The sequence below is a fragment of the Streptomyces sp. NBC_01217 genome, from assembly GCF_035994185.1.
GTDB lineage: Bacteria > Actinomycetota > Actinomycetes > Streptomycetales > Streptomycetaceae > Streptomyces.
This window is the reverse complement of sequence record NZ_CP108538.1, coordinates 7607919-7632881: the sequence shown is the minus strand read 5'-3', so window position 1 is coordinate 7632881 and position 24963 is coordinate 7607919. Positions and strand designations below refer to the sequence as shown.

The 24963-nt window shown below is 67.0% G+C and carries 21 protein-coding genes and 3 pseudogenes; 11 read left to right on the top strand and 13 right to left on the bottom strand.

Annotated features, from left to right (window positions below; all coding sequences use genetic code 11):
• The first annotated feature begins 315 nt into the window (after positions 1 to 315).
• The gene (locus OG507_RS34135) at positions 316 to 1077 is read left to right on the top strand and encodes an SDR family oxidoreductase (protein WP_327370961.1); all 762 of its coding nucleotides are present in this window, start codon (positions 316 to 318) and stop codon (positions 1075 to 1077) included.
• 56 nt (positions 1078 to 1133) lie between these two features.
• Here the strand turns inward: OG507_RS34135 and OG507_RS34130 are convergent, their stop codons facing one another.
• Positions 1134 to 1298 (bottom strand): hypothetical protein, encoded by a 165-nt coding sequence (locus tag OG507_RS34130; protein WP_327370960.1) that lies wholly within the window; start codon positions 1296 to 1298, stop codon positions 1134 to 1136.
• Between the two features lie 40 nt (positions 1299 to 1338).
• Between OG507_RS34130 and OG507_RS34125 the strand changes: the two are divergent.
• The 3 genes and pseudogenes from OG507_RS34125 to OG507_RS34115 all read left to right on the top strand — a co-directional run.
• A pseudogene (locus OG507_RS34125) lies at positions 1339 to 2345 on the top strand (IS3 family transposase); the annotation flags it as partial.
• A 257-nt stretch (positions 2346 to 2602) separates the two neighbouring features.
• Positions 2603 to 3673, top strand: coding sequence for an IS110 family transposase (locus tag OG507_RS34120; protein ID WP_327367225.1), 1071 nt, complete (start codon positions 2603 to 2605; stop codon positions 3671 to 3673).
• A gap of 16 nt (positions 3674 to 3689) precedes the next feature.
• Positions 3690 to 3899 (top strand): annotated as a pseudogene (locus OG507_RS34115) (integrase core domain-containing protein); the annotation flags it as partial.
• Between the two features lie 333 nt (positions 3900 to 4232).
• Here the strand turns inward: OG507_RS34115 and OG507_RS34110 are convergent.
• The 6 genes from OG507_RS34110 to OG507_RS34085 form a co-directional block, all read right to left on the bottom strand.
• Positions 4233 to 5216: an ATP-grasp domain-containing protein gene (locus OG507_RS34110; protein ID WP_327370959.1), complete on the bottom strand. Its 984-nt coding sequence runs from the start codon at positions 5214 to 5216 to the stop codon at positions 4233 to 4235.
• Entirely contained in the window at positions 5213 to 6139 is a 927-nt protein-coding gene (locus OG507_RS34105; RefSeq protein WP_327370958.1) for a hypothetical protein, read from the bottom strand. The genes OG507_RS34110 and OG507_RS34105 overlap by 4 nt, the downstream gene beginning before the upstream one ends.
• 316 nt (positions 6140 to 6455) lie before the next feature.
• A complete protein-coding gene (locus tag OG507_RS34100) occupies positions 6456 to 7673 on the bottom strand; it encodes an ATP-grasp domain-containing protein (RefSeq protein WP_327370957.1) in 1218 nt (405 codons plus the stop codon).
• Positions 7670 to 9001, bottom strand: a complete 1332-nt coding sequence (locus tag OG507_RS34095) for an MFS transporter (protein WP_327370956.1) — start codon at positions 8999 to 9001, stop codon at positions 7670 to 7672. Before OG507_RS34095 ends, OG507_RS34100 begins: the two co-directional genes overlap by 4 nt.
• A 40-nt stretch (positions 9002 to 9041) precedes the next feature.
• The gene (locus OG507_RS34090) at positions 9042 to 10295 is read right to left on the bottom strand and encodes an ATP-grasp domain-containing protein (protein ID WP_327370955.1); all 1254 of its coding nucleotides are present in this window, start codon (positions 10293 to 10295) and stop codon (positions 9042 to 9044) included.
• A 146-nt stretch (positions 10296 to 10441) separates the two neighbouring features.
• Positions 10442 to 11356, bottom strand: coding sequence for a phytanoyl-CoA dioxygenase family protein (locus OG507_RS34085; RefSeq protein ID WP_327370954.1), 915 nt, complete (start codon positions 11354 to 11356; stop codon positions 10442 to 10444).
• Positions 11357 to 11604: 248 nt separating this feature from the next.
• On the opposite strand from OG507_RS34085, the gene OG507_RS34080 reads away from it, so the two are divergent.
• The 4 genes from OG507_RS34080 to OG507_RS34065 all read left to right on the top strand — a co-directional run bounded on the left by OG507_RS34080 (position 11605) and on the right by OG507_RS34065 (position 15107).
• A complete protein-coding gene (locus OG507_RS34080) occupies positions 11605 to 12639 on the top strand; it encodes a hypothetical protein (RefSeq protein WP_327370953.1) in 1035 nt (344 codons plus the stop codon).
• Positions 12640 to 12698: 59 nt separating this feature from the next.
• Positions 12699 to 13964: an ATP-grasp domain-containing protein gene (locus OG507_RS34075; RefSeq protein WP_327370952.1), complete on the top strand. Its 1266-nt coding sequence runs from the start codon at positions 12699 to 12701 to the stop codon at positions 13962 to 13964.
• A 61-nt stretch (positions 13965 to 14025) separates the two neighbouring features.
• Complete coding sequence (locus OG507_RS34070) at positions 14026 to 14343, top strand: transposase (RefSeq protein ID WP_327370951.1); 318 nt, start codon at positions 14026 to 14028, stop codon at positions 14341 to 14343.
• Entirely contained in the window at positions 14340 to 15107 is a 768-nt protein-coding gene (locus OG507_RS34065) for an IS3 family transposase (RefSeq protein WP_327370950.1), read from the top strand. Before OG507_RS34070 ends, OG507_RS34065 begins: the two co-directional genes overlap by 4 nt.
• A 163-nt stretch (positions 15108 to 15270) precedes the next feature.
• Here the strand turns inward: OG507_RS34065 and OG507_RS34060 are convergent, their stop codons facing one another.
• The 5 genes from OG507_RS34060 to OG507_RS34040 all read right to left on the bottom strand — a co-directional run bounded on the left by OG507_RS34060 (position 15271) and on the right by OG507_RS34040 (position 20188).
• Positions 15271 to 15789, bottom strand: coding sequence for a hypothetical protein (locus tag OG507_RS34060; RefSeq protein ID WP_327370949.1), 519 nt, complete (start codon positions 15787 to 15789; stop codon positions 15271 to 15273).
• Positions 15790 to 16126: 337 nt separating this feature from the next.
• Positions 16127 to 18058, bottom strand: a complete 1932-nt coding sequence (locus OG507_RS34055) for a KedN5 family methylcobalamin-dependent radical SAM C-methyltransferase (RefSeq protein ID WP_327370948.1) — start codon at positions 18056 to 18058, stop codon at positions 16127 to 16129.
• A gap of 379 nt (positions 18059 to 18437) precedes the next feature.
• Positions 18438 to 19133, bottom strand: coding sequence for an IS3 family transposase (locus OG507_RS34050; RefSeq protein WP_327370947.1), 696 nt, complete (start codon positions 19131 to 19133; stop codon positions 18438 to 18440).
• Entirely contained in the window at positions 19084 to 19407 is a 324-nt protein-coding gene (locus tag OG507_RS34045) for an IS3 family transposase (RefSeq protein WP_327370946.1), read from the bottom strand. Before OG507_RS34045 ends, OG507_RS34050 begins: the two co-directional genes overlap by 50 nt.
• Positions 19408 to 19420: 13 nt before the next feature.
• On the bottom strand, positions 19421 to 20188 hold the full coding sequence (locus OG507_RS34040; RefSeq protein WP_327370945.1) for a hypothetical protein: 768 nt from the start codon (positions 20186 to 20188) through the stop codon (positions 19421 to 19423).
• 454 nt (positions 20189 to 20642) lie between these two features.
• On the opposite strand from OG507_RS34040, the gene OG507_RS34035 reads away from it, so the two are divergent.
• The 3 genes and pseudogenes from OG507_RS34035 to OG507_RS34025 all read left to right on the top strand — a co-directional run bounded on the left by OG507_RS34035 (position 20643) and on the right by OG507_RS34025 (position 24059).
• Positions 20643 to 21677, top strand: coding sequence for a hypothetical protein (locus OG507_RS34035; protein WP_327370944.1), 1035 nt, complete (start codon positions 20643 to 20645; stop codon positions 21675 to 21677).
• A gap of 461 nt (positions 21678 to 22138) precedes the next feature.
• Positions 22139 to 23247: pseudogene (locus tag OG507_RS34030) on the top strand (histidinol-phosphate transaminase).
• A complete protein-coding gene (locus OG507_RS34025; RefSeq protein WP_327370943.1) occupies positions 23244 to 24059 on the top strand; it encodes an alpha/beta fold hydrolase in 816 nt (271 codons plus the stop codon). Before OG507_RS34030 ends, OG507_RS34025 begins: the two are co-directional and overlap by 4 nt.
• 15 nt (positions 24060 to 24074) lie before the next feature.
• Here OG507_RS34025 and OG507_RS34020 read toward each other — a convergent pair whose 3' ends face one another.
• On the bottom strand, positions 24075 to 24950 hold the full coding sequence (locus tag OG507_RS34020) for a fumarylacetoacetate hydrolase family protein (RefSeq protein WP_327370942.1): 876 nt from the start codon (positions 24948 to 24950) through the stop codon (positions 24075 to 24077).
• Positions 24951 to 24963: the final 13 nt, after the last annotated feature.

The window sequence follows — 24963 nt, the reverse complement described above, 5'->3', positions numbered from 1 at the left end:
CGAAGGAAGTTCGGCAGCGGAGACCGCACGGTATCGCGGGCTCGTCCAACAATGGCGGAACTCCCCTTCCCCGACGGCTGCCTATCGAGCGTAGGCGTCACTCGGGCGTCCATTCCACGAGCCCGGGTCGAACTGCCTCCTCCTTTCCCGTTCTGCCTGTTGCTGCCGCTGCCACCGATGTGGAGCGCCGGCTTCGCCTGGGGCATCATCGAGTCGGCGCGTCCGAGGCGCGTTCCGCCCGGCCGGCGCATCCACTCCCGACGAGGGGGGACGCCTCTTCTCCTTGGAGGGTGAACGAAATTGATGGATCTCGGCTTGCAGGGACGAGTCGCCGTGGTCTGCGCGTCGACCACGGGCCTCGGGGCGGCGGTCGCTGAGGCGCTGGGCGCGGCGGGGGCCAAAGTGGTGGTCACCGGACGGCGTGGCGACGTGGCGAGCGAGGTCGCGTCCCGGCTCCCGGCAGCCGCCGGTGTCGGGGTGGACCTCCTCGCACCGGGCGGGACCGACCGGCTGGTCGACTTCGCCGAGACAGTTTTCGGGCCGGTCGACATCATGGTCCTCAACGGCCCAGGTCCCCGCGCTGGCCGGATCATCGAGGTCGGGGAGGAGGAACTCGGCGAGGCGGTCGACTCGCTGGTCACCGTTCACCACCGGCTGCTCGCCCGCGTCCTGCCGCACATGCGGGGTCAGGGCTGGGGTCGGGTGCTCGCCATCGGATCCAGCGCGGTGGTCGCGCCGATCAGCGACCTAGCGTTGTCCGGCATCGGCCGGGCGGCACTGGCGTCGTACCTCAAGATGCTGGCCACAGAGGTCGCGCCGGACGGGGTGACGGTGAACATGCTGCTGCCCGGGCGTATCCGGACCGAGCGGGTCGAGCGCATCGACGCCGAGAGGGCGCTTCGGTCGGGGCGCCCGCTCGCCGCTGAGCGGGCGGCATCGGCGGAGGCGATCCCGGCACGGCGCTACGGCGCCCCCGCCGAGTTCGGCGCAGTGGCGGCGTTCCTCTGCGGTGCTCCGGCCTCCTACGTCACCGGTAGCGCGGTGCGCTGCGACGGTGGCGCCTCACCGGTATTGTGACCGTCACTCGGGTCTGGTCCGAAAATAACGCCTGAACGTGGGCGGGGCGGGTGAGCTCAAGCGGTCTCGATGGGTTCGAAGCGGACGGTGAGCCCGAGGGCGTTGGCCTGTCGGGTGATTCTGCGGAGGGCGCGTTCGGGGTCGTGTTTGGCGTAGTAGTCGCCGCCGAGGTCGTGGAAGGGGATGCCTTCGGTGTGAGGCGACCCCGGTGGTGTGGACACTCTGACAATGGATCTTGCAGATCCGAGGAAGGGTGTTTTGGTGGGACGGAAGTCTCCGTATCCGGCGGAGTTCAGGAACGATGCCGTCGCGCTGTACCGCGCGGCGGGTGGGAAGCGCACGTATGCGGCGGTGGCGGCGGATGTTGGGGTGACCGGCGAGACGCTGCGCAGTTGGGTGCGCCAGGCCGATGAGCAGGCGGGCCGCGGCAACCGCGACGAGCCGGTCGCCGAGGGCAGGGATGAGGAACTGGCCCGGCTGCGGGCGGAGAACGGCCGGCTACGCAGGGCTGAGAAGGAGTGGGAACTCGAGCGGGAGATCCTGCGCCGGGCGGCCCAGTATTTCGCGAAGGAGATGAGGGCATGACCCTCCGCTGGGGCTTCATCTCCGCCAACCGGGCCGACTTCGGCGTGCAGCGGATATGCCGGGTGCTTCAGGTCTCGCGCTCGGGCTTCTACCGGTGGATCGCCGGCGCGAAGGCCCGCGAGGTGCGGCAGGCCGCCGACGATGCCCTGGCCGCGGAAATCCGCGAGATCCACACCGACCACAAGGGAACGTACGGAGTGCGGCGTGTCCATGCTGAGCTGCGGGGCTTCGGACACACGGTGAACCGCAAGCGCGTCGAGCGGCTCATGCGCAAGCACGGGCTGGAGGGCCTCCATCTGCGGCGCCGTAAACGCACCACGGTCCCGGACCGCCTCGCACCGCCTGCCCCGGACCTCGTCCAACGTGACTTCTCCGCCAGGCAGCTGGACGAGAAGTGGTGCGGTGACATCACGTATGTGCAGGTCGGCGGGGCGTGGCTGTATCTCGCCTGCGTCCTGGACATCTGCTCACGCCGGGTGCTCGGCTACTCGATGGCCACCCATATGCGGGCCGAGCTGGTCATCGACGCCCTCAAGATGGCGGTGGCGGCCCGCGGCGGGCACGTGGACGGCGTGATCTTTCATGCGGACAGGGGCTCGCAGTACACCGCTGCCGCGTTCGCACAGGTCTGCGACGGTTTCGGGATCCGCAGGAGCATGGGCCGGGTCGGCTCGAGTTACGACTGTCATTCTCTTCGTACCGGATCCCGCAAGGATCGGGTAGTCCCGGCCGCGACGGTCTGACTCTTGCTTACGACCGACCCCGCGGGTGTCCTGGCGTTGATCTGTCGACCGTCCGGCCGGGCACGCAGCAAGCGCTGCCGCCGGACGGACGTGACCTCATAGGAGCCTGGAGCCAACTCGTCAAAGCGTCCCCGTGACAGTCCTGTCCGTCCGGCCGGCGACAGCGTGCACCCACGCTACCGGCCGGAAGGAACGCGGTGACCTCCAACGAGCAGCACAGGTCCGGGCACGTCGTGATCGGCGTCGACACTCACAAGCACGTGCACGTCGCAGCCGTGATGGACACCATCGGCGGGATCCTGGCTACCTTGACGATTCCCACCGACACCGGTGGATTCCAGCAACTCCTGGACTGGGCAGGCTCATACGGCAGGATTCTGGCCTTCGGAATCGAGGGCACCGGCTCCTACGGCGCCACCCTGGCCTCGTTCCTTCGACGGGCCGGGCACAAGGTGGTCGAGGCCGGCCGCCCGGACCGGCGACTGCGACGGATGAACGGAAAGTCCGACACCCTGGACGCCGAGAACGCCGCCCGAGCCGTCCTGGCCGGGTTCGCGACGGCCACCCCCAAGAGCGCAGACGGCGAAGCCGAGATGATCCGGCAGCTCAAGATCGCCCACGACCAGGCCGTCGGACAGCGCACAGCGGCGATGGTCACCATGAAAGCGATGCTTGTCCACGCTCCCGATCCCCTGCGCAACGAGACCGCGGGGAAAACGCAGATCGCCCTGGCCCGCCACCTGGCGGCCTTGCGCCCGCGCCAGCTGGAGGGCCCCGAGGACGCACTGCGTCATGCCCTGCGCACACTGGCCAAACGGTGGCAGTACCTCGACGCCGAGGCCAAGGACCTGACGAAAATGATCGCCGATCTGGTCCACCGCGCGGCCCCACAGCTGCTTGAACCCTTCGGCATCGGCGTCGATACTGCTGCCGAGATCCTCGTCGTGACCGGCGACAACCCCGAACGCATCAAGTCCGAAGCCGCCCTCGCCAAGCTCGCCGGCATCGCGCCCGTGCCGACCGGCTCCGGCATGACCAGCGGCAGGCACCGCATCAACCACGGCGGCCACCGACAGCTCAACGCCGCGATCTACCGCACCGTCATCGTCCGCATGCGATTCCACCAGCCCACCATCGACTACGTCGCCCGCCGCACCGCCGAAGGCAAGACGAAACGCGAGATCATCCGCTGCCTCAAGCGCTACGTCATCCGCGAGGTCTACCACCTGATCCGACCCGCCCCACGAACGACCGCCGCCGCGAGTTGACAACTATAGGAGCGTCAACGCCCTCGCCGAGTCATTCTGGCAGGGGCTCAAGAGGGAGACGATGCACCAGAGGCTGTTCTCGACGATGCGTCAGGCGAGGCAGGAAATCTTCCAGTGGCTGACCTACTACAACGCCCGCAGACGCCACAGTGCCCTCAACTACCTCTCACCGGTGGAGTTCGAACAGCAGCATCTGCGAGCAGCTAAACTCTCAATCGCGGCATGAGCCCCTGTGTCCACACCCCGGGGGACGCCTCACCGACGAACACCCCCGGACCCGGCGACACCACCCCCCAGGTCATGCCTTCGACAGGGGGCAACAGTCATACCGGGCCCGGAGGCCAGCGGCCCCGTTGCAGGACCGCGAAAAAGATAACGGGGCAAAAAAGAATCCTGGGCTTTGGCGACGCCAACAACGTCCACTACGACCTGCTGATGGCGGGAGCATGATCGCCAACGTGCCCGTCCTGCTGCAGTATGTCGTGGGCCGAGCGCTGGGTGATCGAGAGTGTCTTCCGGTCGGGTCTTAAGGAGTAGTGGCGCCCGCCTGCCACGACGGTTACCGCGTGCCAGTCGACCGGAGACCGCGGACGAACCTGTCGAAGCGTGAGCGGTACGAGCGGAAGCGCACCTCGGTCATGTGATGGTCACCCTGGGTGGTGCCGCCGTCGACCTCGATCTCGGAGAACCACCATTGCCCTCCGGCGTAGAGAAAGTCGACGCAAAGGTAGGGAAGTTCGATGTCGTCGGCCACCGCCCTGGCCGGATCGACCAGTGCATCGGGGATGGTTGTCCACCCTGCCACACCGCCCTGGCCCACGTTGCCCGCGAGCGCGTCGCCTCTCGGTTGACGCGTCAGCACGCGGTACGGCTCACCGTCGACGTAGAACACCCGGTAGTCGACTACGTCCCGTCCGAGCCACGGCTGTACCACGACCGTCATCTCGGCAGCGGCCATCCAGGTGAACACGGTGTCGAGTTCTCCGGCGTCGGAGGCGACGAACACGCTGTTCCCGCCTCCCCAGCTGGAGGGCTTCACGACCACCGGGAAATCGATGTCGTTTGCGCGCATCTCGGCGGTACACCAGTCAAGATGGTCCGGGCCGTACCCACGGGTGCCCAGGCGCACCGTCGGCAGCCGCCGGACCGCACTGCCGAACCGCCGAAGCCCGGTGAGCAGCTTCTCGTTATTGATCAGGCTCAGTCCGACAGGGACCGTGGTGAAGAAACCGGCCGCTGACAGGGCGGCGTAGGTCGTCAGGTGCCGCCAGTAATCGAACCGGTCGACGGGCCACGTGACCAGCTTCGTATGGAAGAACGCCGAGTCAGGTGCGATGAGGTCGCCGCGCACGCGGACCGAGGCCTCGCCCTTCGTGGTGCCCACGACGACGTCGTCGACACTGATCCGTGACAGCAGTACGCCGGCTTTGCGCGTGGCGGCGTCGTAGCGCGAGTTGATCTCGGCGTCGAAGGGATTCGGTGACTTGCTCTCGCGCTCGGAGCGAATCCAGAACATCGTGACGGGGTCGGGAGCAATGATCATGCTCCTCCTCCCAGTGCCGAGGCCGAAACCGCGTCACTCTCGGCACGGAACCGATGGAACGCTTCGCGGTAGGCGGCCAACTGGACTCCGACGGCGTCGGCGTCGAGGTCGGACGCGAAGCCCGTGCAGTCCACGTGGGACAGCCAGAACCGATCGGCGTCCTCCACGAACCCGATTCGGACGTAGGCGAGCCCAAGTTCGGCCGCGACCGATCGCGCAGGGAGGGACAGCCGCTCCCCCAGCTTCCCCTCTAGACCGGTCGGCTCCCCGTCGATGCACACCACGACGTGCTCGACGACGTGCTCGCCGAGCCACGGCTGCACGAGGACTGTCAGCTCGGAAGCGCCCACCAACTGGAGGAGGGTGGTCAGCCTGCGTTCACTCTCCGCGATGAAGACTCGATCACCGGGCCGGCGGACCGCCGGGCGCACGGTCACTGGGAATTGCAGTCCCCAGTCAGCGATGCGCAGCCGGTCGCGATGGACCTCGATCTCACGGGTGCACAGCCGCACCGACGGCAGGGTGCGCACCTCGCCGAGGTCGAACCGGATAAGCGGCACGATCGCGTCGGTCCAGTTGATCGCGTGCACGGCAGGCACGGTGACCATGAACCCGGCAGCTTCGAGAATCCCCATGGTGCTCAGGAGCCGCCAGGCTTCCGGTGCCTGGGCGGGCCTGCCGAGCGAGCCGGGGTGGAAGAACACGCCGCGCGAGTCCACGCGGTCGCCCTGCACACGTACGAGGGCTGTCTCTCCCACCTGGGTCACCACCACGTCGTCGACCGTGGCCGTGTGAAAGTCGAGACCGAGGTTCGCCGCGGCTGCGGTCAAGGCTGCTGTGCGCGCCTCCTCGGCCGCCGCGACTGAGGTGTAGTCGCGTTCCGAGCGCAGCCAGAAGAGTCTGGGGGGAGATGGGGAGAGCATGAATCTCGCTCCTGGATCGAGGGGCGTCGGGCAGGAGGGGCTGGTGAGCAGCCGCCGAAGTCGCGCGCGCTGGCGCCGGGAAACGGGTGATCAAGCACCGGAAGGGCAACAGATGGTGCTGGGCCGGCCAGGCATCGAGCGTAATGGCCTGTTGGGCATCAGCCCTAGTGGGACTGCGAAGCTGCCTCGCATCCTCCTGTTCTGCCTATTTTCGCCGCCGACCAAGACAGCGGGCATTGTCGAGGACGGCGCTCAGGACCGGGAACAACAGGGTTGTTGCTCTGCATCGAGGGGGAGTTCTGACTCGGGAGGCCGATCACACCGGGGTCATGGACACAACCATCTCGTCCTTAACCTCGGCGAGCCGGTCGACCACCTCACGTGAGTCCTTGCCGCAGACGGACGCGACCGCGATCGCGTCTTTGGCCTGCCTGGGGCGCCTGACGAGTTCACCCGGGCGGTAAGGCGTCGTGAGCTGGATCAGCCACTCAGCCCGCGGAAGCGCGTCGAACCCGTCGAAGCGCCCCAGTCTCGGCGGGTAGATCATGACCCAACCGGTCGCCGGCTGGTCCGCAGGCGCCTGACGGACACGGTCTGGGACAGGGCGCCCGATCTGGGGCAAGATGCTGGAGAAGTACAGGGAGACCCCGTGACGGTAGCGGAACGTGGTGTCGATTCCAGCGCCGCCGGGGCGGCCGCCCAACTCGCAGAACACCGGCCTGCCGCGGTCATCGAGGAATACTTCGAGGTGTGCGGCGCCGCTGAACCAGTCGATGCACCCGAGTACCGTGCGGTTGAACTCCAGCAGAACGTCGAGGTCCGGCCCGTCGTCGATGGTGTGCGACCGCACCTGCCCGTTCAGCGGGAACGATTCGTGTGAATCCAGGTACTGCGATACGGAGACGGCAACCGGCACTCCGTTCTTGACAACGCTGTCGACGTGGAACTGGCGACCCTCGATGAACTCCTCGGCCTCGTACCGGTCCGAACTGGCGAACCCCTGCCGCTGCAAGCGCATCAGCTCGCTCAGATCACGCACGATGTGCACGTCCAGAGAGGAGGAGCCGAGGACGGGTTTGATGACGATGCGGCCGAACTTGTCGAGCAGCGCTTCCGCCTCGTGGGGTTCGGAGATTGGAGTGAACTCCGGAACCCGGATGCCACAAGACGAGAAGTGACGCTTCATCGCCACCTTGTCACGGAGCAACAGCGTGTGCTCCGTGCCCATGCCACCTACGCCGAGGGTTTCGCGCAGTCGCGCTGCCGGCAGCAGGAGCCGCTCCTGGGTCGCCACCACCCAGTCGAATTTGAGGTCGCCGACCAGTGCTGGCAGTGGCACCGCGACCTCGCCGGAAGGGTGGAGGTCCATAGGAATGGAGCGGCTCACACGTCCGGGCGCCAACTGGGCGACGTCGCGGGGCCGCGCGAACAGGGTGATGTCGTATTCATCCGGAGGGAAGAAAGGGCTGCCATCATCGTGGCGGTAGGCGTCGTAACCAACGTGGCTCAAAAGAGCCACCCGCTGACGAGTCACTGTGTCCCCATATTCATGGTGCTCTGGGTATCGGCTCCCGACACCTGTTCCCCTGTTTCCGAATTGTTCTTGATGGCTTGGTACGCCACCCAGGACGCGATGGCCAGGGACACCGCCGCGAACGCCATCAACGCCCCGGGGCCTAGTGCCTGGATGATCACGCCGCTGACCGCTGCTCCGGCGGCTCCGCCCAACGACACGGACGTACTGAGCCACGACTGCGTTTCCGCGGCCATGTTCGCCGGCGACAGGTCGCCGACCGTCGCGTACAGGCCCACGAAACTCGGCCCCACCGCAACGCCCATGAACGCCGCGGCAACGACCACGACCGCCGTCCAGGTAAAGCTGGCCGCCGTGACGAGCACGGTTCCCACACACAGCACGGCCAGCGTGACAGGGAAGGTCGCCCAGACCTTTCGCTGCGCTGGCAACGCACCTAGGACGAGGCCGCCCACTACGCTGCCCACCGACATACAACTGAGGAGGACTCCGCCCATCAGTGGCGAATCACGCTGCTGAGCCCAGGCGGGATAGGCCAATTCGATCGCCCGGACTGCCATGAAGAAGCACATCACGGCTGTCATCGTCCCGCGCAACGCCCGATTGTTCAGCGGTCCCAGCAGATTTCGCTGCCGCTGTGCGGATCGTGGCGTTCTGCGCTGGTGGGGCAGACCTCGGGAGAGGAGCAGGAGGGTAGCGCTGGTGGTGAGCAGGGCGGAGGCGGCCAGTCCGGCCCAGGGTGCGACCGCCACCACCAGAAAGGCAGCGATGGTCGGGCCCACAATATACCCCACGTCGGTCAACACCGCATCCAACGCCAGAGCGGTCGCGCGGAGTTCGCCAGTGGTCATCGCCCGCCACATCAGCCGGGTCACGATCTGGATGGGTGGAATGAACGCCGATGCGGCGAACGCGCAGATCGCCGTAATGGCGAACGGTCCCCGTGCGCTTTCGTTCAGCACCAGGGCAGCCAGCGCACCCAGATACGCCACGAGAGACGGACACATCACCAAGGCGTAACCGTAGCGGTCCATGAGCCTGCCCCTCAGCGGAACGGTGACTCCGGCCAGCGCCGACACGGAGACCACGACGGCCGCCTGATCGAAACCCCGATAATGCGCGACCTCGAGCAGGAGGGCGACCGAGGAGATTCCGATCTTCAGCTTGCTCGCGGCGGCCGCGAACAAGGACAAGCCGAATCGTGGCAGTGAAAAGAGCCGCTGATAGGAGGCAAAGAACTTCAGCATTCCGCAACTTTCGCCGGACAGGCCTCTGACGTCGGTGGAGACGGCGTTCGCCCCCGCGGCATCGCCCTCGTTGTCGGCCACTGCGACGGAACGGGAGGCCGCTGGGGAAGAACGACTGTGATCAGCCGACCGGTTCGATCACGAGTTCCACAGTGTTGCGGACCGCGGCCATGCGGCGGAGCAGTTCCTGGCGGTCCGGTGCGGACACGCTCACCCTGAGAGGAATGGTCGGGATACTGGCGGTCGTCGGCACCAGGTCGCCCGCCTGATAGCGCACCACCAGCTTGTCCACGCCGGGCAGTCGCTCCACCCTGTCCAGGCCGCGGATCTCCACCAGCCGGCCGGGCGGTCCGTCGTGGCGAATGGCGTTGGCGCCGCAGAAGCTGTCGAACTTCACTGGCTCGGCCGCGATTCTCGGTACCTCGCCCAGCCGGCTGGCCAGGACCTGGCGGTGAGGGTCGAGGTCGCTGTGCTCGATCCACGCGTCAATCATGGGGTAGGCGGGCAGACGAGTGCCCAGTTCGATGAGGTAGGCCCTGCCATCCATGATCTTGATCTCGGTGTGACTGGGGCCGAGCCGCACGCCAAATGTGTCGAGCACCTGCTGAACGTAGTCGACGGCGGTGTGCCAGTCAGGGTCGTCCTGGGTGATCTGCGCCCACTCCCAGTAGGGGAACGAGTAGTTCTGGTCGTCCGGTTGCCGGTATTCCCAGACGTCTAGTACGTGGTGCTCGCCGTCGTGCGAGAAGAGGTTCACGCCCAGTTCGCGGCCGCGCACGTACTGCTCGACCAACCAGGCTTCGACCCGGCGTCCGAAGTGGTCGGTCAGCTGCAGGGCCGAGAGGTCCTGGGCGTCCTGGGGCTCGTTCAGCAGCCGGATACCGTGCGACCCGGCCCCGGCCGTGTGCTTGGCGATAGCGGGAAAGCCCACCTCGCGGGCGGCACTGCCGATGTCGGCCGCGTCCTCGACCATCACGTAACGGGGGATGCGAAGTCCCGCCCGCGCGGCGGTCTCCCGCATCGCGGACTTGTCCCGGCGGGCAGGGGCCAGCCTCGCGCCGTTGCCGGGCAGGCTGAACTCTTCGGCCAGCGTGTCCGCCTTGTCCACGGCCACGTCGGAGGCGGGGACCACAGCGCGGATGTCGGCGCCCAGCTCGGCGAGCTTCGCCCGAATCTCGCCGAGTTCCGCGCTGTAGAGGCTGACCGTGTCACCCACCGCGTGGTCGGGATACCGGGTTTGGAGGTGATCGGGGGGCATCGTGTAAATGGAGATCACGGCCATTCCCCGCTCGGTCACCTGGGGTTTGAAACCCATGCTCGGCCCGCAGGGGTCCATCAGCACGACGGCAGGCGTTCCGTTAAGTGAGCCGGTCATGATGCTCCTTGGCCTTCTGGTCCGGGTCGGTGATGCTCCACGGCCCGCGCGGCCGGACTCACCCACTGATGGTTGTTTTCCGGCGTGCGGCCGGCCAGGTCCTTGCCGGAGGCCCGGCCATGTCGACGGCGGCCGGGGTCGCCGGCTCACATCGAGGCGGCCACGGCGCCCTTCGGGTCGGCCTCGTGCGAGAAGTACCCGGTCGACGACTTGGTCCCGTCACCGACGTGGGAGCCTTCCTGGACCTGGTACAGGGAGTTGAACTCCGCCGCCGCGATCGGGAGCCGCCACTGGCCAGCCTCGCTGCGTACAGACCTGGAGGCCCTGCCGCGGACGAGCTTCGCCGTGGGCTCGTTGTGTGCGGCATGTGGACCGTAGTAGATGGGAAGGGCGTCGGCCGCGCGGTAGGACGGAATGAAGACGCGGCGGTACAGCTCCGAGAGATTCTTCTCCGACGAGTGCAGGAGCAGGGGGTGGATAAACACCACCGATCCCGCGGAACCCTCACAGTCGACGACCGCCGACTCGTCCAGACCCACGTCCGCCGGCGACGAGACCTTGCCCACAAAATGCCCCTCCGACTCATGGTCGAGCAGGCCGTTCCGGTGTGAGCAGGGAAGAACCCGCAGACAGGCGTTCTCCCGGGTCGCCTCGTCCAGATAGATCAGCGTGGCGACCAGGTCGGTGTTCGTGTGAGGGTAGAACGCGAAGTCCTGGTGCCACTCGACCACGCTGCCCACGCGTGGCGGCTTCACGTTGAGCTTCGAGTACTGCAGCACGATGTCGGGGCCGATCAGCTGCTCCACCGCGTCGAGGAGCCGGGGGTCCTCCGCGATGGCCGCGAAGAGCTCGTCCCGCGAGGTCGGAGCCCAGATACGGCGCGCCTTGGTGCCGTCCTCCGGTTCAGCCTCGGCCACACTGGCGAGGTCGGCGGAGGAGAGCAGGCCGTCAACGACGGCACGCGCCCTATCTATCAGTTCGGTGTCGAATATCCCATCGACGACGCAGAACCCGTTCTCACGGTAGAAATCAACCTGCGACTGAGTGAGGATCTTTGCCACTGGGACACCCTTTCGCGTAGCAACGTGGAAGCTGTCGAAGAATATTGCCTGTTCAATTACTACATGTCACAGCCGCCTGTTGCAAGGCATTCCATCCTTTCCAGAGAGGAAGTTGAGTCAATGCAGGGTGGCCATTCTGCCGCGCTTCTGCCGCTGTTCTGCCGGGTTTCTGCCGCTGGTGTGCGTGCATTTCCTGGCTAATGTCGAGACACCTGTTCACGCCCATACTCCGCCGCTTGAGGTGTTCAATGCCAAAGACAGCGCTGACGGTCGCCGAGGACCAGCGGTCACCCGACGTCGACATACTGGACTGCACACTCCGCGACGGCAGTTACTCCGTGGACTTCCAGTTCACCGAAGACACGATCAGGAAGGTCCTGAGCGGTCTCGAAGAATCAGGCGTCCGCTTCATCGAGTTGGGCCACGGCCTGGGCCTCAACGCCGCCGAACGCACGCCTCACCCCACCCTCGTCTCCGACGCCCGGTGCTTCGACATCGCCTCCCACACGCTGACCACCGCGAGCTGGGGCATGTTCTGCATCCCGGGCATCGCCGATCCGGATCACCTCCGGCAGGCCGTGGCCGCCGGCATGCAGTTCGTCCGCATCGGCGTGGACATCAACGCCGTCGCAGCCGCCAGGCAATTCGTCGCACTCGCCAAAGAGCTCGGCATCACCGCGTTCACCAACCTCATGAAAACGAACGTCCTCGACGCCGACGGCGTCGCGGAAGCGGTCCGACAGTGCGAGGAATACGGCGCCGACGTCGTCTACCTCGTGGACTCGGTCGGCGGCTACCTGCCCTCCCAGGTCACCGAACTGTTCGAGAAGGTCGGCCAGTCCGCGACGGCCCCCCTCGGCTTCCACGGACACGACAAACTTAGCCTGGCCAACGCCAACTCCCTCGCGGCGGCGACAAGCGGAGCACGCTTCGTGGACACCACGCTCGACGGCATCGGCCGCGGAGCCGGCAACACCGTCACCGAAGCGTTCGCGGCCACCCTCTACGCCCAGGGAGACCACAGCACGTACGACTTCCGCGCCCTCGCCGAACTGAGCGAGGCCGTCGTCCGCCCCCTGGAACGCCTGCACGACGACCGCACCTACCAGCTCGTCGGCGGCATCACCCGAACGCACTCAAGCTTCTTCCCCCTCATCAGCCGATGCGCCGAAACCGCCAACGTCGACGTCTTCGACCTCATGGCCGCGGTCGCCGACATCGACCGCGTCCACCCCGCCGAGGACACGGTGCTTCAAGCCGCCCACGCCATGACCGCACGCTGAACTGCCCGCCCTCACTCGCCCGCCCCACCGCTACCACGCCTGACAGGAGATAAGTTCCTGTGGAGCCAAGAGACCCCGTGATCCTGCTGATCGACCCAGCCAACAGCAGGAACGGACGCAGGTACAAGACCGCCGTACACGATCTGGGATTCGGTGTGGTTTCGGTGTCCACGAACGCGTCCTCCAGCGTCGCGACCGTGCCCGCCCACACCGACGGCGAGATGTCGTTCCGGGTCAGCGACGTGGACGACGCCGTCCGGCAGGTCGGTGAGGCCGGGCTCAACCCGAGGGCCGTCGTACCCGCCCGTGGGTCGACCGTTCATGTGGCCGACGAGATCGCTGCGCGGCTCGGTCTGCCTGGCAACGATCCCGCCCTGGGCTGGGCGCGGCGGAACAAGGCGGCGATGCGGGCCAGGGCCGTGCAGACGGGGGTCCGCGTTCCGGAGTTCCGGATGGTCCGCTCTCCCGGTGCGGTCGTGGAGGCCGCCCGGGACATCGGTTTTCCCGTCATCCTGAAGCAGACGATGGGTTCGGGGTCCTACGGTGTCACGGTCGTCAGTGACGCGGCGGCGCTGAACGAGGCGACCGAGGCACTGAAGGTGGACCGACACGACCAGCCGATCACCGAATGGCTGGTGGAACGCTACGTGCGCGGGCGCGAGTACGCGGTGAACGTGTTCAGCGCCGGCGGTGAGCACCGACTGGTCGACATCTGGGAGTACCGGCAGCCCGACGGCCGCGACTACGACTTTCCCCTGTGGGACATCATCCAGATCGACGGCGACCATCCCGACTACCTGCCGGTTGAGCAATTCGTCAAGCAGGCGCTCGACGCTTTCGGGATCCGTCACGGACCCAGCCATATCGAGGTCAAGTGTGGTGACGACGGAGACGACGTCTACCTGATCGAGCTCGCGCCCCGGTTCTCGGGCGGGCCTGCGGTGCCGATGTGGACCAGGCACTCCGACCTGCGGCCGTTCCACGACGCGGTGGAGTGCTACCTCGGCCGCCGTCCGCGCATGATCGACGGGGATCACGGATTCAGGGCTGTGCTCGGCTCCGTCGTCATCCGCAACGACGAGGCGCCCGGCACGCTGGTGGCCATGCGGGGGCTGGACGAACTGCGCGCCCTGCCCGGTGTCGCTGACGTGCTCGTTGAGTTCCAGCCCGGGGACCACGTGCCGATCACCAACCACAACATGTGCATTCCCGTCAGCGCCTCGGTGTACGGACCGGACCGGGCGACCGTGCTCCGCACCATAGCCGCCGCACGAGAGGCGGTCCGGGTGGAGATCGCGCCAGACGCTGCCTGCCTGGCCACATAGCGCGGGAGTGTGAAATGAGGATCCCCTCGTATCGTGAAGGGAGGGACTTAAGGGGAGTCAGTTGCCTGAAAAGCGGCGGCAGTACGATGCGGAGTTCCGCGCCGGGGCGGTGAGGATCGTCCAGGAGACGGGTAAGCCGATGGCTCAGGTGGCCCGTGACCTGGGTGTGAACGAGGGCACATTGGTCAACTGGGTGACGCGAGCCCGGCGGGCAGCCGATGCGGCCGCCACCGGCAAGCTCTCGGAGCCGGAGCGTGAGGAGTTGCGCCGGCTGCGTGAAGAGAATGCCCGGTTGCGCAAGGACAACGTCGAGCTCGGGATGGAGCGTGAAGTCCTCAAGCGATCCGTGGTCCTCTGGGTGAAGGAGCCGATGAAGTGAGCGTGGCGGGCTTCATCGGCGACCAGCGGACCGAGCACGGCGTCCCGCACGCGGTGACCTGCCGGGCCTTGGAAGTGTCCGAGTCCTGGTTCTACAAGTGGAGGCGCCGACCTCAGGAGCCGACGAAACGCGAGGTCAGGCGGACTGTGCTGGCCGAACGGATCACGGTGCTGTTCGAGAACTCGAAGCGGACCTACGGCTCGCCGAGGATCACGCTGGACCTGTGGGCCGAGGGCTGGCAGGTCAGCAAAAACACGGTGGCGCAGATCATGGCCGAACTCGGTCTGGAGGGGCGCAAGCGCCGCAAGCCGCACTCACTGACGAAGCAGGGCAAACGGAAGGCCGCCCCTGACCTGGTAGGACGCCGCTTCAACGCGGTCGCACCGGACGTCTTGTGGTGTGGTGACATGACCGAGATCGAGACCGGCGAGGGCAAGCTGTACCTCTCCACGGTGCTGGACCTGTTCTCACGCCGGATGCTGGGTTACGCCATGAGCGACCACCACGACACCGAGCTGATCACGGGCTCGCTGCATATGGCCGTTGCCACCCGGGGTGGCAACGTAAACGGGGTGATCTTCCACAGCGACCGCGGCAGCGAGTACACCTCGGCCGCGTTCAACGAGAGTTGCCGCACTTTGGGTGTGGTCCAGTCGATGGGACGAGTGGGATCGGCCCTCGACAACGCCGCCGCGGAATCGGTCAACTCGACCCTCAAGGTCGAGTACGTGCACTGGAGCTCACCGCCCAGCAGAGATCACTGAACCGGGCGCACGCACGGCTTCGGTATCCCGTCGAACGCGGCATGGCCACCCTCAAGTGCTCGTGCATCCTCCGTCACACCCGCTGCCGTCCCAACCGCCTGTCGTCAGCAGCCAAAGCCATCCTCACCCTGGCGAAGCAACGTTGAAAAGGGGCTTCATGTGGTCATCTCGGGCCGCTGCGGTACGTCGCCGGTTCCTCCCTCTCTTGCAGCAGCAACTCGCGGGCCACATCACGCATCAGCAGTGGCTGACGGTATACACGGCCGCCCTCATGGAGAGATTGAGCGACATGCACCAGATACGCATGGACCAACGAGTCGAGTGCGAACTGGACGTCGGCCGGTGAGGCGTCCATCGCCTGCGTCAACGCCTCCTCATCAGCTCCGGACGACGCAAGCAGGGCCATGCGGCGGAAGAGAAGCTGGCCGTCGGGGTTAAGGCGGGCATAGCTGCTACGTATTCGGGCAGCCAGGTCACGCTCCCCGACCCGAAACTCGGCAAGCCGTCGCTGGTCGTCGCGGAGCCACTCGGCCATCTCGGACAGGCGCAGATCCGGGCGCAGCGTGAGCCTGGCAGCCAGGATGCGCAGGGCGAGCGGGAGGCCCTCGCACCACCGCACGATTTCTCCAGCGGCTTGATTCTCCGCGGCGATCCGCTGTGGGCCGAGGGCCATCTCCAGCATGCTCAGCCCCAAACGACTGTCGAGGGCGGGGACCACGACCGTGTGGATCGGGTGGAAGTACTCTGGGCCCTCATCCGAGACCAACGCACCTTCACCACCGAGCCACCCCAACGCGGACTCACCGCAGCGTGACGTGATCACCAAGCGCCACTGAAGCCCTTGACAAACACCATTGGGAATCACTGACTCGCTTCGGGACATCCCCGACGGCGTACGCCACGGTCGTCAGGGCGGACGGGAAGCCCGCCGCCCGCCGCCGAACCGACCGTGGCCTCACGCATGGGGCAGAGTACGAAGGACGCTGTACCAGGCTCCCGCCCGGTACAGCGTCCGTTCCTCACACGCTTCCGCTCAGCGAGACCTGATCGCGCTGCCTGGCGTACTGCGGCACGCCCATGAAGTGCACGATCTCCTCGTGGTTGGTGGAGAGCACGGCGTTGAGCGCCCCCCTGCGGTAGTGGACGTCCACCTCGGTCGGAGCGGGGGACACATCGACCTGCCGGCCCGCTCGCAGTTCGGGAAGCAGCGACGGCAGGTCGAAGCCCAACATGACGCCCCGGCGTACGTAGAGATCTTGGTCCGGTAGTTCCTCCGCGTCGGGGAAGAACGGGTCGGCGGCGGGCCGGCTGCCAGTGTCGGCCGCCGGGCAGACCGGCTGGGTGAGCAGGTCGTACCGGAACACCTCACCCAGGAACGCACGGTACTCGGGGGGCAGTTGCGGGCTCACCGCCTCCGCCCACCAGTGCCGCAGGGCGCTGCGGCCAGCCGGGCTGGTGAACAGATATCCGATGGCGGTCGCGTACGCGGGTGCCCCCCCACCGTGTGCCCGGGCGGCCGCCTCCCGCAGCGGCACGGCCTCCGGCCTGGGGGACGTGTCGGCCCAGTCGGCGAGGCTACCAAGGACCTGGGACTGCTGCCAGCCGGCGAACTCCCTCAGCGGCAACCAGCAGTGCCGCAGTACCGCGTTCTCCGCCACCACCCGGGCCCAGAACAGGAAGCGCTGCATGTGGGCGTTATCCGCGAAGGACATCGTCCGATGGGCGAGCACGTATTCGAAATCATCGTGATCACCGCGCAGCGCGATGATCCCGTGTACCTCCTTTTGGTCCGAGTAGTCGGTGTTGGGCAGCAACATGATCGGATAAACCGCGATCCGTGAGACATGACGGGCGAGTTCGTCGTACCCGGCGATGAAGGAATCGACCGTCTCGCCCGGAGCCCCCCAGATCAGCTCCGCATAGCAGTCCATCCCCTCCGTCCCGAGCCACTGCACGAGGTCCTGCCACGCGTTGACCTTCATGTTGCGCCGGTTCATCGTGTCGAGCGCATCGGGGTTCAGGCTCTGTAGTGCGAGAGTGAACGAACTCCGCAGCTCCGCTTCCTTCATACGGTGGACGATCTCGTAGAAGACCGTGGACTTGTTCTTCGCCCAGGACGTCTCGAAGGCGCGCGGGAAGCCGTGCTTCTCCTTGATGTCGATCAGATCCTCCACCAGTTCCAGATCGATCGGCATCATCCCGAAGTTGGCATCGCAGGCGACGACGGTGTGGACCTTGAGCTCGGCGAAGAGCTCCAGTTCGGCGCGGAGCCGGGAGCGGGAGAAGGCGCGGACCCGCTGCCCCACCGCCCCTCCCCAGTAGCAGAAGGCACACTTGTAGGGGCAGCCACGGTTGGTCTCGACGAGCGCCACGTCGTAGAGGAACACACCGTTCTCGTCGACGAGGTCGATGGCCCCGGTCAGGAAAGGGGACGGGATGATGTCCAGGTCCTCGATACGGGGCCGGTCCGCCGTCGTGACCGGTGTGCCGCTGGGCGACCGGTAGGAGATCCCCTCGACATCGGCCAACGCGGTACGGTCGCAGCCGTTCACGTGCGCCCTGACCAGTTCCCGGAAGGTGATCTCGCCCTCGCCGTTGACGATGACGTCGACCGCCGGGTTCTCGCGGAACACCCGCTCCGCCTGCTGGGTGACATGCGTTCCGCCGAACACCACCCATCCTTCCGGGTTGAGCTGCTTGAAGGTCTCGGCGAGCGCGCCGAAGGCCCGCACGTTCCAGCCGAGCACCGAGAACGCCAGGACGTCGGGCAGCTGACCGGAGAAGAGTCTCCGGGCCATTTCACCTTGGGTTACACCACCACGGAAATTGACTATGTCGACCCTTGTCTGGGCGCTCAGCTCCGAATCATCGAGAATCATCGCCTTGAGATAGCCGGAGGCCAACGGCATGGATTCCAGCGGCATATCCCAGACACCCTGCTGAACCAGCATCACAGTAGCTTCTGACACGAGTTTTCATCCCTCTGCAAAGGTGGACTCGGTCTTCTCGTTCCGGGGTCCCGTTCACATTTCTCCCCCCACCCGTGAGTGTGGAATCGGAATGAGCGGCGACCAGCACCACGGACAGCAGTGCGTCGGCGGCTGCACCGAATGAACTCGACAGTGTCAACAGGGGCCGAACCGGCACTAGTAACGAGAAATGCCGAAAACGCCACCAGTCTGAGTTAGTTCAAGAATGAGCTTCGCAGTCAATGGCTCGGACGCACAAGTGAATGTGGGCGGCACTCGGAGGAGGTTTGATCTGCCGTTCGGCGCTTTCTTCTGCCGGTGCTCTGCCGCGCCGCCGGCCGGTTTTTCGCGCCCGATGATTCTATCCTCCGCGCGCGCAGGCCCGTTCGCGCGAATGCGGGGAAGACGGGCGCTGAAGTTTCCCCGTGATCTCGGACACGTGATCGTTATGCCGCGAGGGCGTGCTGCTGACGTTGCCTGGTCTCGGCCGGGTGAGGTAGCCGAACGCGCGGTGCTTGCGTAGGCGGCGGTTGTAGAAGGTCTCGATGAAGGAGAAGACCTCGGCGCGGGCGGTGGCCCGGTCGGGCCACGTACGGGTGCCGATCTCTTCCTTGAGCAGCGCCCAGAAGCTCTCCGCGGCGGCGTTGTCGAAACATGATCCGGTGCGTCCGCAGCTCTGCCGCAGCCCCAACTTCCCTATGCATTCACGGAATTGGGTCGAAATGTATTCGCTGCCGCGATCGCTGTGAACCACGCAGCCGGGCTCGAGGCCGCCCCGGCCGTGGGCCATGTCGAGAGCGTCGACCACCAGCTCGGCGCGGTGGTGGTCGGCCATGGCGTAGCCGACGACCTCGCGGGTGGCCAGGTCCAGCCAGCAGGCGAGGTAGAGCCAGCCCTCGGCGGTGGGCAGGTAAGTGATGTCACCGACCAGCTTGGTCCCGGGGCGTTCGGCATGGAAGTCGCGGCCGATCAGGTCCGGGACGGCCTTGCTTTCGCGTCCGGCCGGGTCAGCGAGCGCCTTGTCTGCGCCGGGTGACGCCGCGAATGTCGCGTTCACGCATCACGCGGGCGATGCGCTTGCGGTTCACGCGTCGGCCCAGGCGGCGCAGTTCGGCGTGGATGCGCGGGACGCCGTAGGTGTGCCGGGAAGCGATGTGCACCACGGTGATCTCGTGGGCGAGAGCGTCGTCGGCGGCCCGCCTGGCGTGGCGGGCCGCCTCGCCCTCGCACCAGGCGTAGTAGGAGGACCGGGCCACGCGCAGGACCCGGCACAGCAGGACGATCGAATAGTTCGCCTTCTCCGTGTGGATCAACCGGTACAGCTCGCTCACCGGTCGTTCTCCTTCACGAAGAAGGCGTGGTGGGATCAAGGGTCGGTGCAACATCCCAGGTAGACCGGTTGCTGGAGGTGTTGCCGGGTGGCGAGGGTCGGGCGTCCGGGGTTGTCGGACGAGCAGAAGCGCGAAGTGTGGCGGCGATGGCGGGACGGACAGTCGCTGAGTGAGATCGGGCGGGCGCTGGGCAAGGTGCCCGGCTCGATCCACGGGGTGATTGCGGCGAACGGCGGGTACGTCCCGGCGGTGAGACGATCCCGAGCAGCGCGTTGAGGCCCTTGACCTTGCTGTATCCGTAACCCGCTCCCTGCTTGGCGTAGCCGTAGGTGCGGCGGATCGTGTCATCGATGTCCACATAGGCGACCGATTCGGCGCCGGACAGCAGCCCGGCATGCGCGGCCAGTTCGGGCAGGAACCTCCGTGCCACCGCATGCAGTTGCTTCACGTGCCCGTGGGTGAAGGAACGCAGGAACGAGCCCAGCGTGGACGGCGCCCGCACCCCGACGAACAGGCGCGGCAGAGCGCCGTGCCGCAACCGGTCCATGTCATCGATGCTGTCCGCGCCCGCGACCATGCCGCCCACCAGCGACATCAGCTTCGCCGCGGGGAAAGCACCCGTGCCGTCCTTCGAGACCGGCAACCGGACGTGTTCGTTGGCCAGCGCGGGCAGTCCGCACCGCTCGGCCAGGCGCACCACCGGCTCCAGCCCGCCGTACCCGACCAGATTCGGATCATCGAACCGTGCGGAGACCTTCGCGGCGGCATGGGAAGATTGCATCTCGGAAGTGCCTTGTCGATCGTGCCTGATGTGGTCCTAGAGAAACCCCATCATCGCAGGTCACAAGGCACTTTCTCGTTTCCGCGAGAGTCATCACAGACATCAAGCCGGTGGATCCGGGTTGAGACCGCCCCGAAGTGCTCTTTTGCAGACCGAGGGAGACACTCCCGGGGTCCTGGCCCACGTCCCATGAAGCTCCTCCGTGCGGCTCATGGGTGTCTTCTATGGATCGACCTGCGGTTATTACTTTGCGCATTCGACATTACTAGGAGTTACCACCGGATGTGAGACAGAGCCGTTAGTTTTTACACTCCCCCTCTTCGCCGCCCCGGGAAGGCAGTGGGCCCACGAAACACCCGCTGTTCTGCCGGGTTTCTGCCGCTGGTGTGCGTGCATTTCCTGGCTAATGTCGAGACACCTGTTCACGCCCATACTCCGCCGCTTGAGGTGTTCAATGCCAAAGACAGCGCTGACGGTCGCCGAGGACCAGCGGTCACCCGACGTCGACATACTGGACTGCACACTCCGCGACGGCAGTTACTCCGTGGACTTCCAGTTCACCGAAGACACGATCAGGAAGGTCCTGAGCGGTCTCGAAGAATCAGGCGTCCGCTTCATCGAGTTGGGCCACGGCCTGGGCCTCAACGCCGCCGAACGCACGCCTCACCCCACCCTCGTCTCCGACGCCCGGTGCTTCGACATCGCCTCCCACACGCTGACCACCGCGAGCTGGGGCATGTTCTGCATCCCGGGCATCGCCGATCCGGATCACCTCCGGCAGGCCGTGGCCGCCGGCATGCAGTTCGTCCGCATCGGCGTGGACATCAACGCCGTCGCAGCCGCCAGGCAATTCGTCGCACTCGCCAAAGAGCTCGGCATCACCGCGTTCACCAACCTCATGAAAACGAACGTCCTCGACGCCGACGGCGTCGCGGAAGCGGTCCGACAGTGCGAGGAATACGGCGCCGACGTCGTCTACCTCGTGGACTCGGTCGGCGGCTACCTGCCCTCCCAGGTCACCGAACTGTTCGAGAAGGTCGGCCAGTCCGCGACGGCCCCCCTCGGCTTCCACGGACACGACAACCTTAGCCTGGCCAACGCCAACTCCCTCGCGGCGGCGACAAGCGGAGCACGCTTCGTGGACACCACGCTCGACGGCATCGGCCGCGGAGCCGGCAACACCGTCACCGAAGCGTTCGCGGCCACCCTCTACGCCCAGGGAGACCACAGCACGTACGACTTCCGCGCCCTCGCCGAACTGAGCGAGGCCGTCGTCCGCCCCCTGGAACGCCTGCACGACGACCGCACCTACCAGCTCGTCGGCGGCATCACCCGAACGCACTCAAGCTTCTTCCCCCTCATCAGCCGATGCGCCGAAACCGCCAACGTCGACGTCTTCGACCTCATGGCCGCGGTCGCCGACATCGACCGCGTCCACCCCGCCGAGGACACGGTGCTTCAAGCCGCCCACGCCATGACCGCACGCTGAACTGCCCGCCCTCACTCGCCCGCCCCACCGCTACCACGCCTGACAGGAGATAAGTTCCTGTGGAGCCAAGAGACCCCGTGATCCTGCTGATCGACCCAGCCAACAGCAGGAACGGACGCAGGTACAAGACCGCCGTACACGATCTGGGATTCGGTCACCACGAACCTGTCCCCCTGTTCTCCGGGCCGCCCGCCCATGCAAGGAAGGGTGCGGCTCCGGTCTCGTCCGCAACGACGACGCCCCGACACTCCGGCGGACCGCGGTCCGGCCATCCGCTGTGCCTCGACCGTTCCGGACAGCGCCCCGGAGCCCGGCTCCGAACGGGCGACCGCACTGCGTGCCACGGGCGAGGGGTTGTGCAAGGGCCGCCGCGACCGCTCGGGCACGGCCGGTGTTCGCCGGCCACACATGGACAATGCGGCGATCGAGGAGCGGTCCGGCTGGAAGGTACCGACGAGTAGGTGAACACGGGAATCGACGATCTCCCCGTCCGCCCCGAACTGCGTGGTAGGTCGCCCTACGGCGCGCCCCGTTTGGACGTGCCGGTGCGGCTCAACACCAACGAGAACCCCTACCCGCTGACTGGACCCCTGGTCGACAGGATCGCCGAACTGGTGCGGGAGACAGTCCCGGGCCTGAACCGCTACCCGGACCGGGATGCCGTGGCGCTGCGCACCGGGCTGGCCGCCTACCTGACCAGGATTGGGGGCCACCCGGTCGACACGGGGAACGTCTGGGCGGCCAACGGTCCAACGAGGTCATCCAGCAGGTGCTTCAGGCCTTCGGCGGTCCCGGCCGCACGGCGATCGGCTTCGAGCCCTCCTACTCGATGCACACCCTGATCGCCCGCAGTACCGGCACGGGCTGGATCTCCGGTCCGCGGGCCGAGGACTTCGCCATCGACCTGCCCGCGGCCGAGCGGGCGATCGCGGAGCACCGCCCGGAGGTCGTCTTTGTCACCACCCCCAACAACCCGACCGGCAACGCGGTTCCGCGCGAGACCGTCCTCGCCCTGTACGAGGCCGCGCAGGCGGCGAAACCCTCCATTGTCGTCGTGGACGAGGCCTACGTCGAGTTCTCCAAGGGCGCCTCGGTGCTGCCGCTGCTCGACGGCCGGCCGCATCTCGTCGTCTCGCGGACGATGTCGAAGGCCTTCGGCGTGGCCGGACTGCGCCTCGGCTACCTCGCCGCCCACACGGCGGTGGTGGACGCGGTCCAGCTCGTCCGACTGCCGTACCACCTCTCCGCGGTCACCCAGGCGATGGCTGTCGCCGCCCTGGAGCACACCGACGCCCTGCTGGAGAACGTCGAACGGCTGAAGGCGGAGCGTGACCGGCTGATGGACGAACTGCGGGCCGCCGGGTACGAGGTGGTCCCCTCGGATGCCAACTTCGTCCAGTTCGGTCGGTTTGCGGACGCGCACACGGTTTGGCGGAGCATCCTCGACCGGGGCGTCCAGGTGCGGGACAACGGCATTCCCGGGTGGTTGCGCGTCAGCGTTGGAACTCCCGAGGAGAACGACGCGTTCCTCGATGCGGTACGTGAGCTGAGGAAGGAGCGGAGCGCATGACGGTCTCCTCGACAGCGCAGGGCCGCGACGGCGTGCGCATCGCCTACCAGTGCACCGGGGTCGGCCCGCCGCTGGTGCTGCTGGCGGGCCAGGCCAACAACCACCACTGGTGGGACGCCGTCCGCGAGGACTTCTGCGACGTCCGCACGACGGTCACGATCGACTACCGGGGCACCGGGGACAGCGACCGGCCAGCCCGGGGCTACAGCACCAAGACGTTCGCCGAGGACGTCGTGGCGGTGCTGGACGACCTCGGAATCGACCGCGCCGACGTGTACGGCACCTCTATGGGCGGACGGGTCGCGCAGTGGCTAGCCGCACGGCACGCGCGGCGGGTGCGCGCGCTGGTGCTGGGCTGCACCTCGCCCGGCGGAGAGCACGGGATCGAGCGGGACGCCAACGTACGAAGGTCGCTGGCCCAGTCGGACCAGGCCGCCTCCCGGCGGGCCGTGGAGGAGCTGATGTACACGCCGGCCTATCTGGCCGCGCACCCCGGTCCGCACTCCACGCTGGGCGACCCGACGATGCCGGCGCACGCACGGCGAGGGCATCGTCGCGCCAGCGACGGCCACGACGGCTGGCCGCTGCTGCCGGCGATCACGGCGCCGACGCTGGTGATGCACGGCACGGACGACCGGCTGAACCCAACGGCCAACGCCCCGTTGCTCGCCGGCCGCATCCCGTTCGCGCGGATGCGGTTGATCTCGGGCGCCCGGCACGCCTACTTCGAGGAGTTCCGAGCCGTCGCTGGCCCGCTGGTGCTCGACTTCCTGACTGACCGTCCGGACGCGGTGGCCGCGTCCGCCGGTTGAGCCCGTCGGCCGTGCTCAGGAGTGGGCAACGGGGCGCGGCCGCGCGAGCCGGACGGTGTTGCGCAGGTCGCCGACGCCTTCGACGCGGGCTTCCACGGTGTCCCCGTCCTCGATGACGCCCGCACCGGGGGTTCCCGTGGCGATCACGGTGCCGGCTTCGAGGACCATGCCGCCGGAGAAGTAGCCGACCAGCCAGTAGGGGTCGTACATCATGGAGGATACCTGGTTGGAGGCGATCGTCTCCCCGTTGACGACGGTGGAGATGCGCACGGCCGACAGGTCCGGGATCTCGTCTGGGGTGACGACCCAGGGACCGATGCTGCAGAAGGTGTCGAAGGCCTTCGCCCAGGGGATGTGCCGGGGGTTGATGCGTATCACGTCTTCGGCGGTCATGTCCAGGACGGTCGTGTAGCCGAAGATGACGGACGGGGCGTTCTCGGGTGCCACGTCGCGGCAGGTCGTGCCGATGACCACGCCGAGTTCGGCTTCGGCCGTCACGCGCTGCGACTGGCTGGGCAGCAGGATGTCGTCGCCGTAGCCGATGACCGTGGACGGCGGACGCAGGTAGGACCCGGGGGCGTCGTTGGGCTGGCGCACTCCCAGGTCGTCGGCGTGGCGCCGGTAGTTCAGGCCGACGCCCCACAGCTTTGGCGGGTACTGGTACAGCGGTCCGAAGTCCGGGCCGGCCAGGACGTCCGGCACCTCAAGGTCGGGCAGGGAGGCGATCGTCGCCGCGAGGGCGGCGGCCTCGCCCTTTCGGATGACGTCCAGCAGGGTGGGGCCGTAGTGGGTGCCGGCAGTCGCGTTGACGAGGCTCAGTCCGGCGATCCCGCCGGGTACCGAAACGCCGACGTCTTCACCGGTCTCGGTGCGGAGAGTGCACAGTCGCACTGTTTCGTCCTTC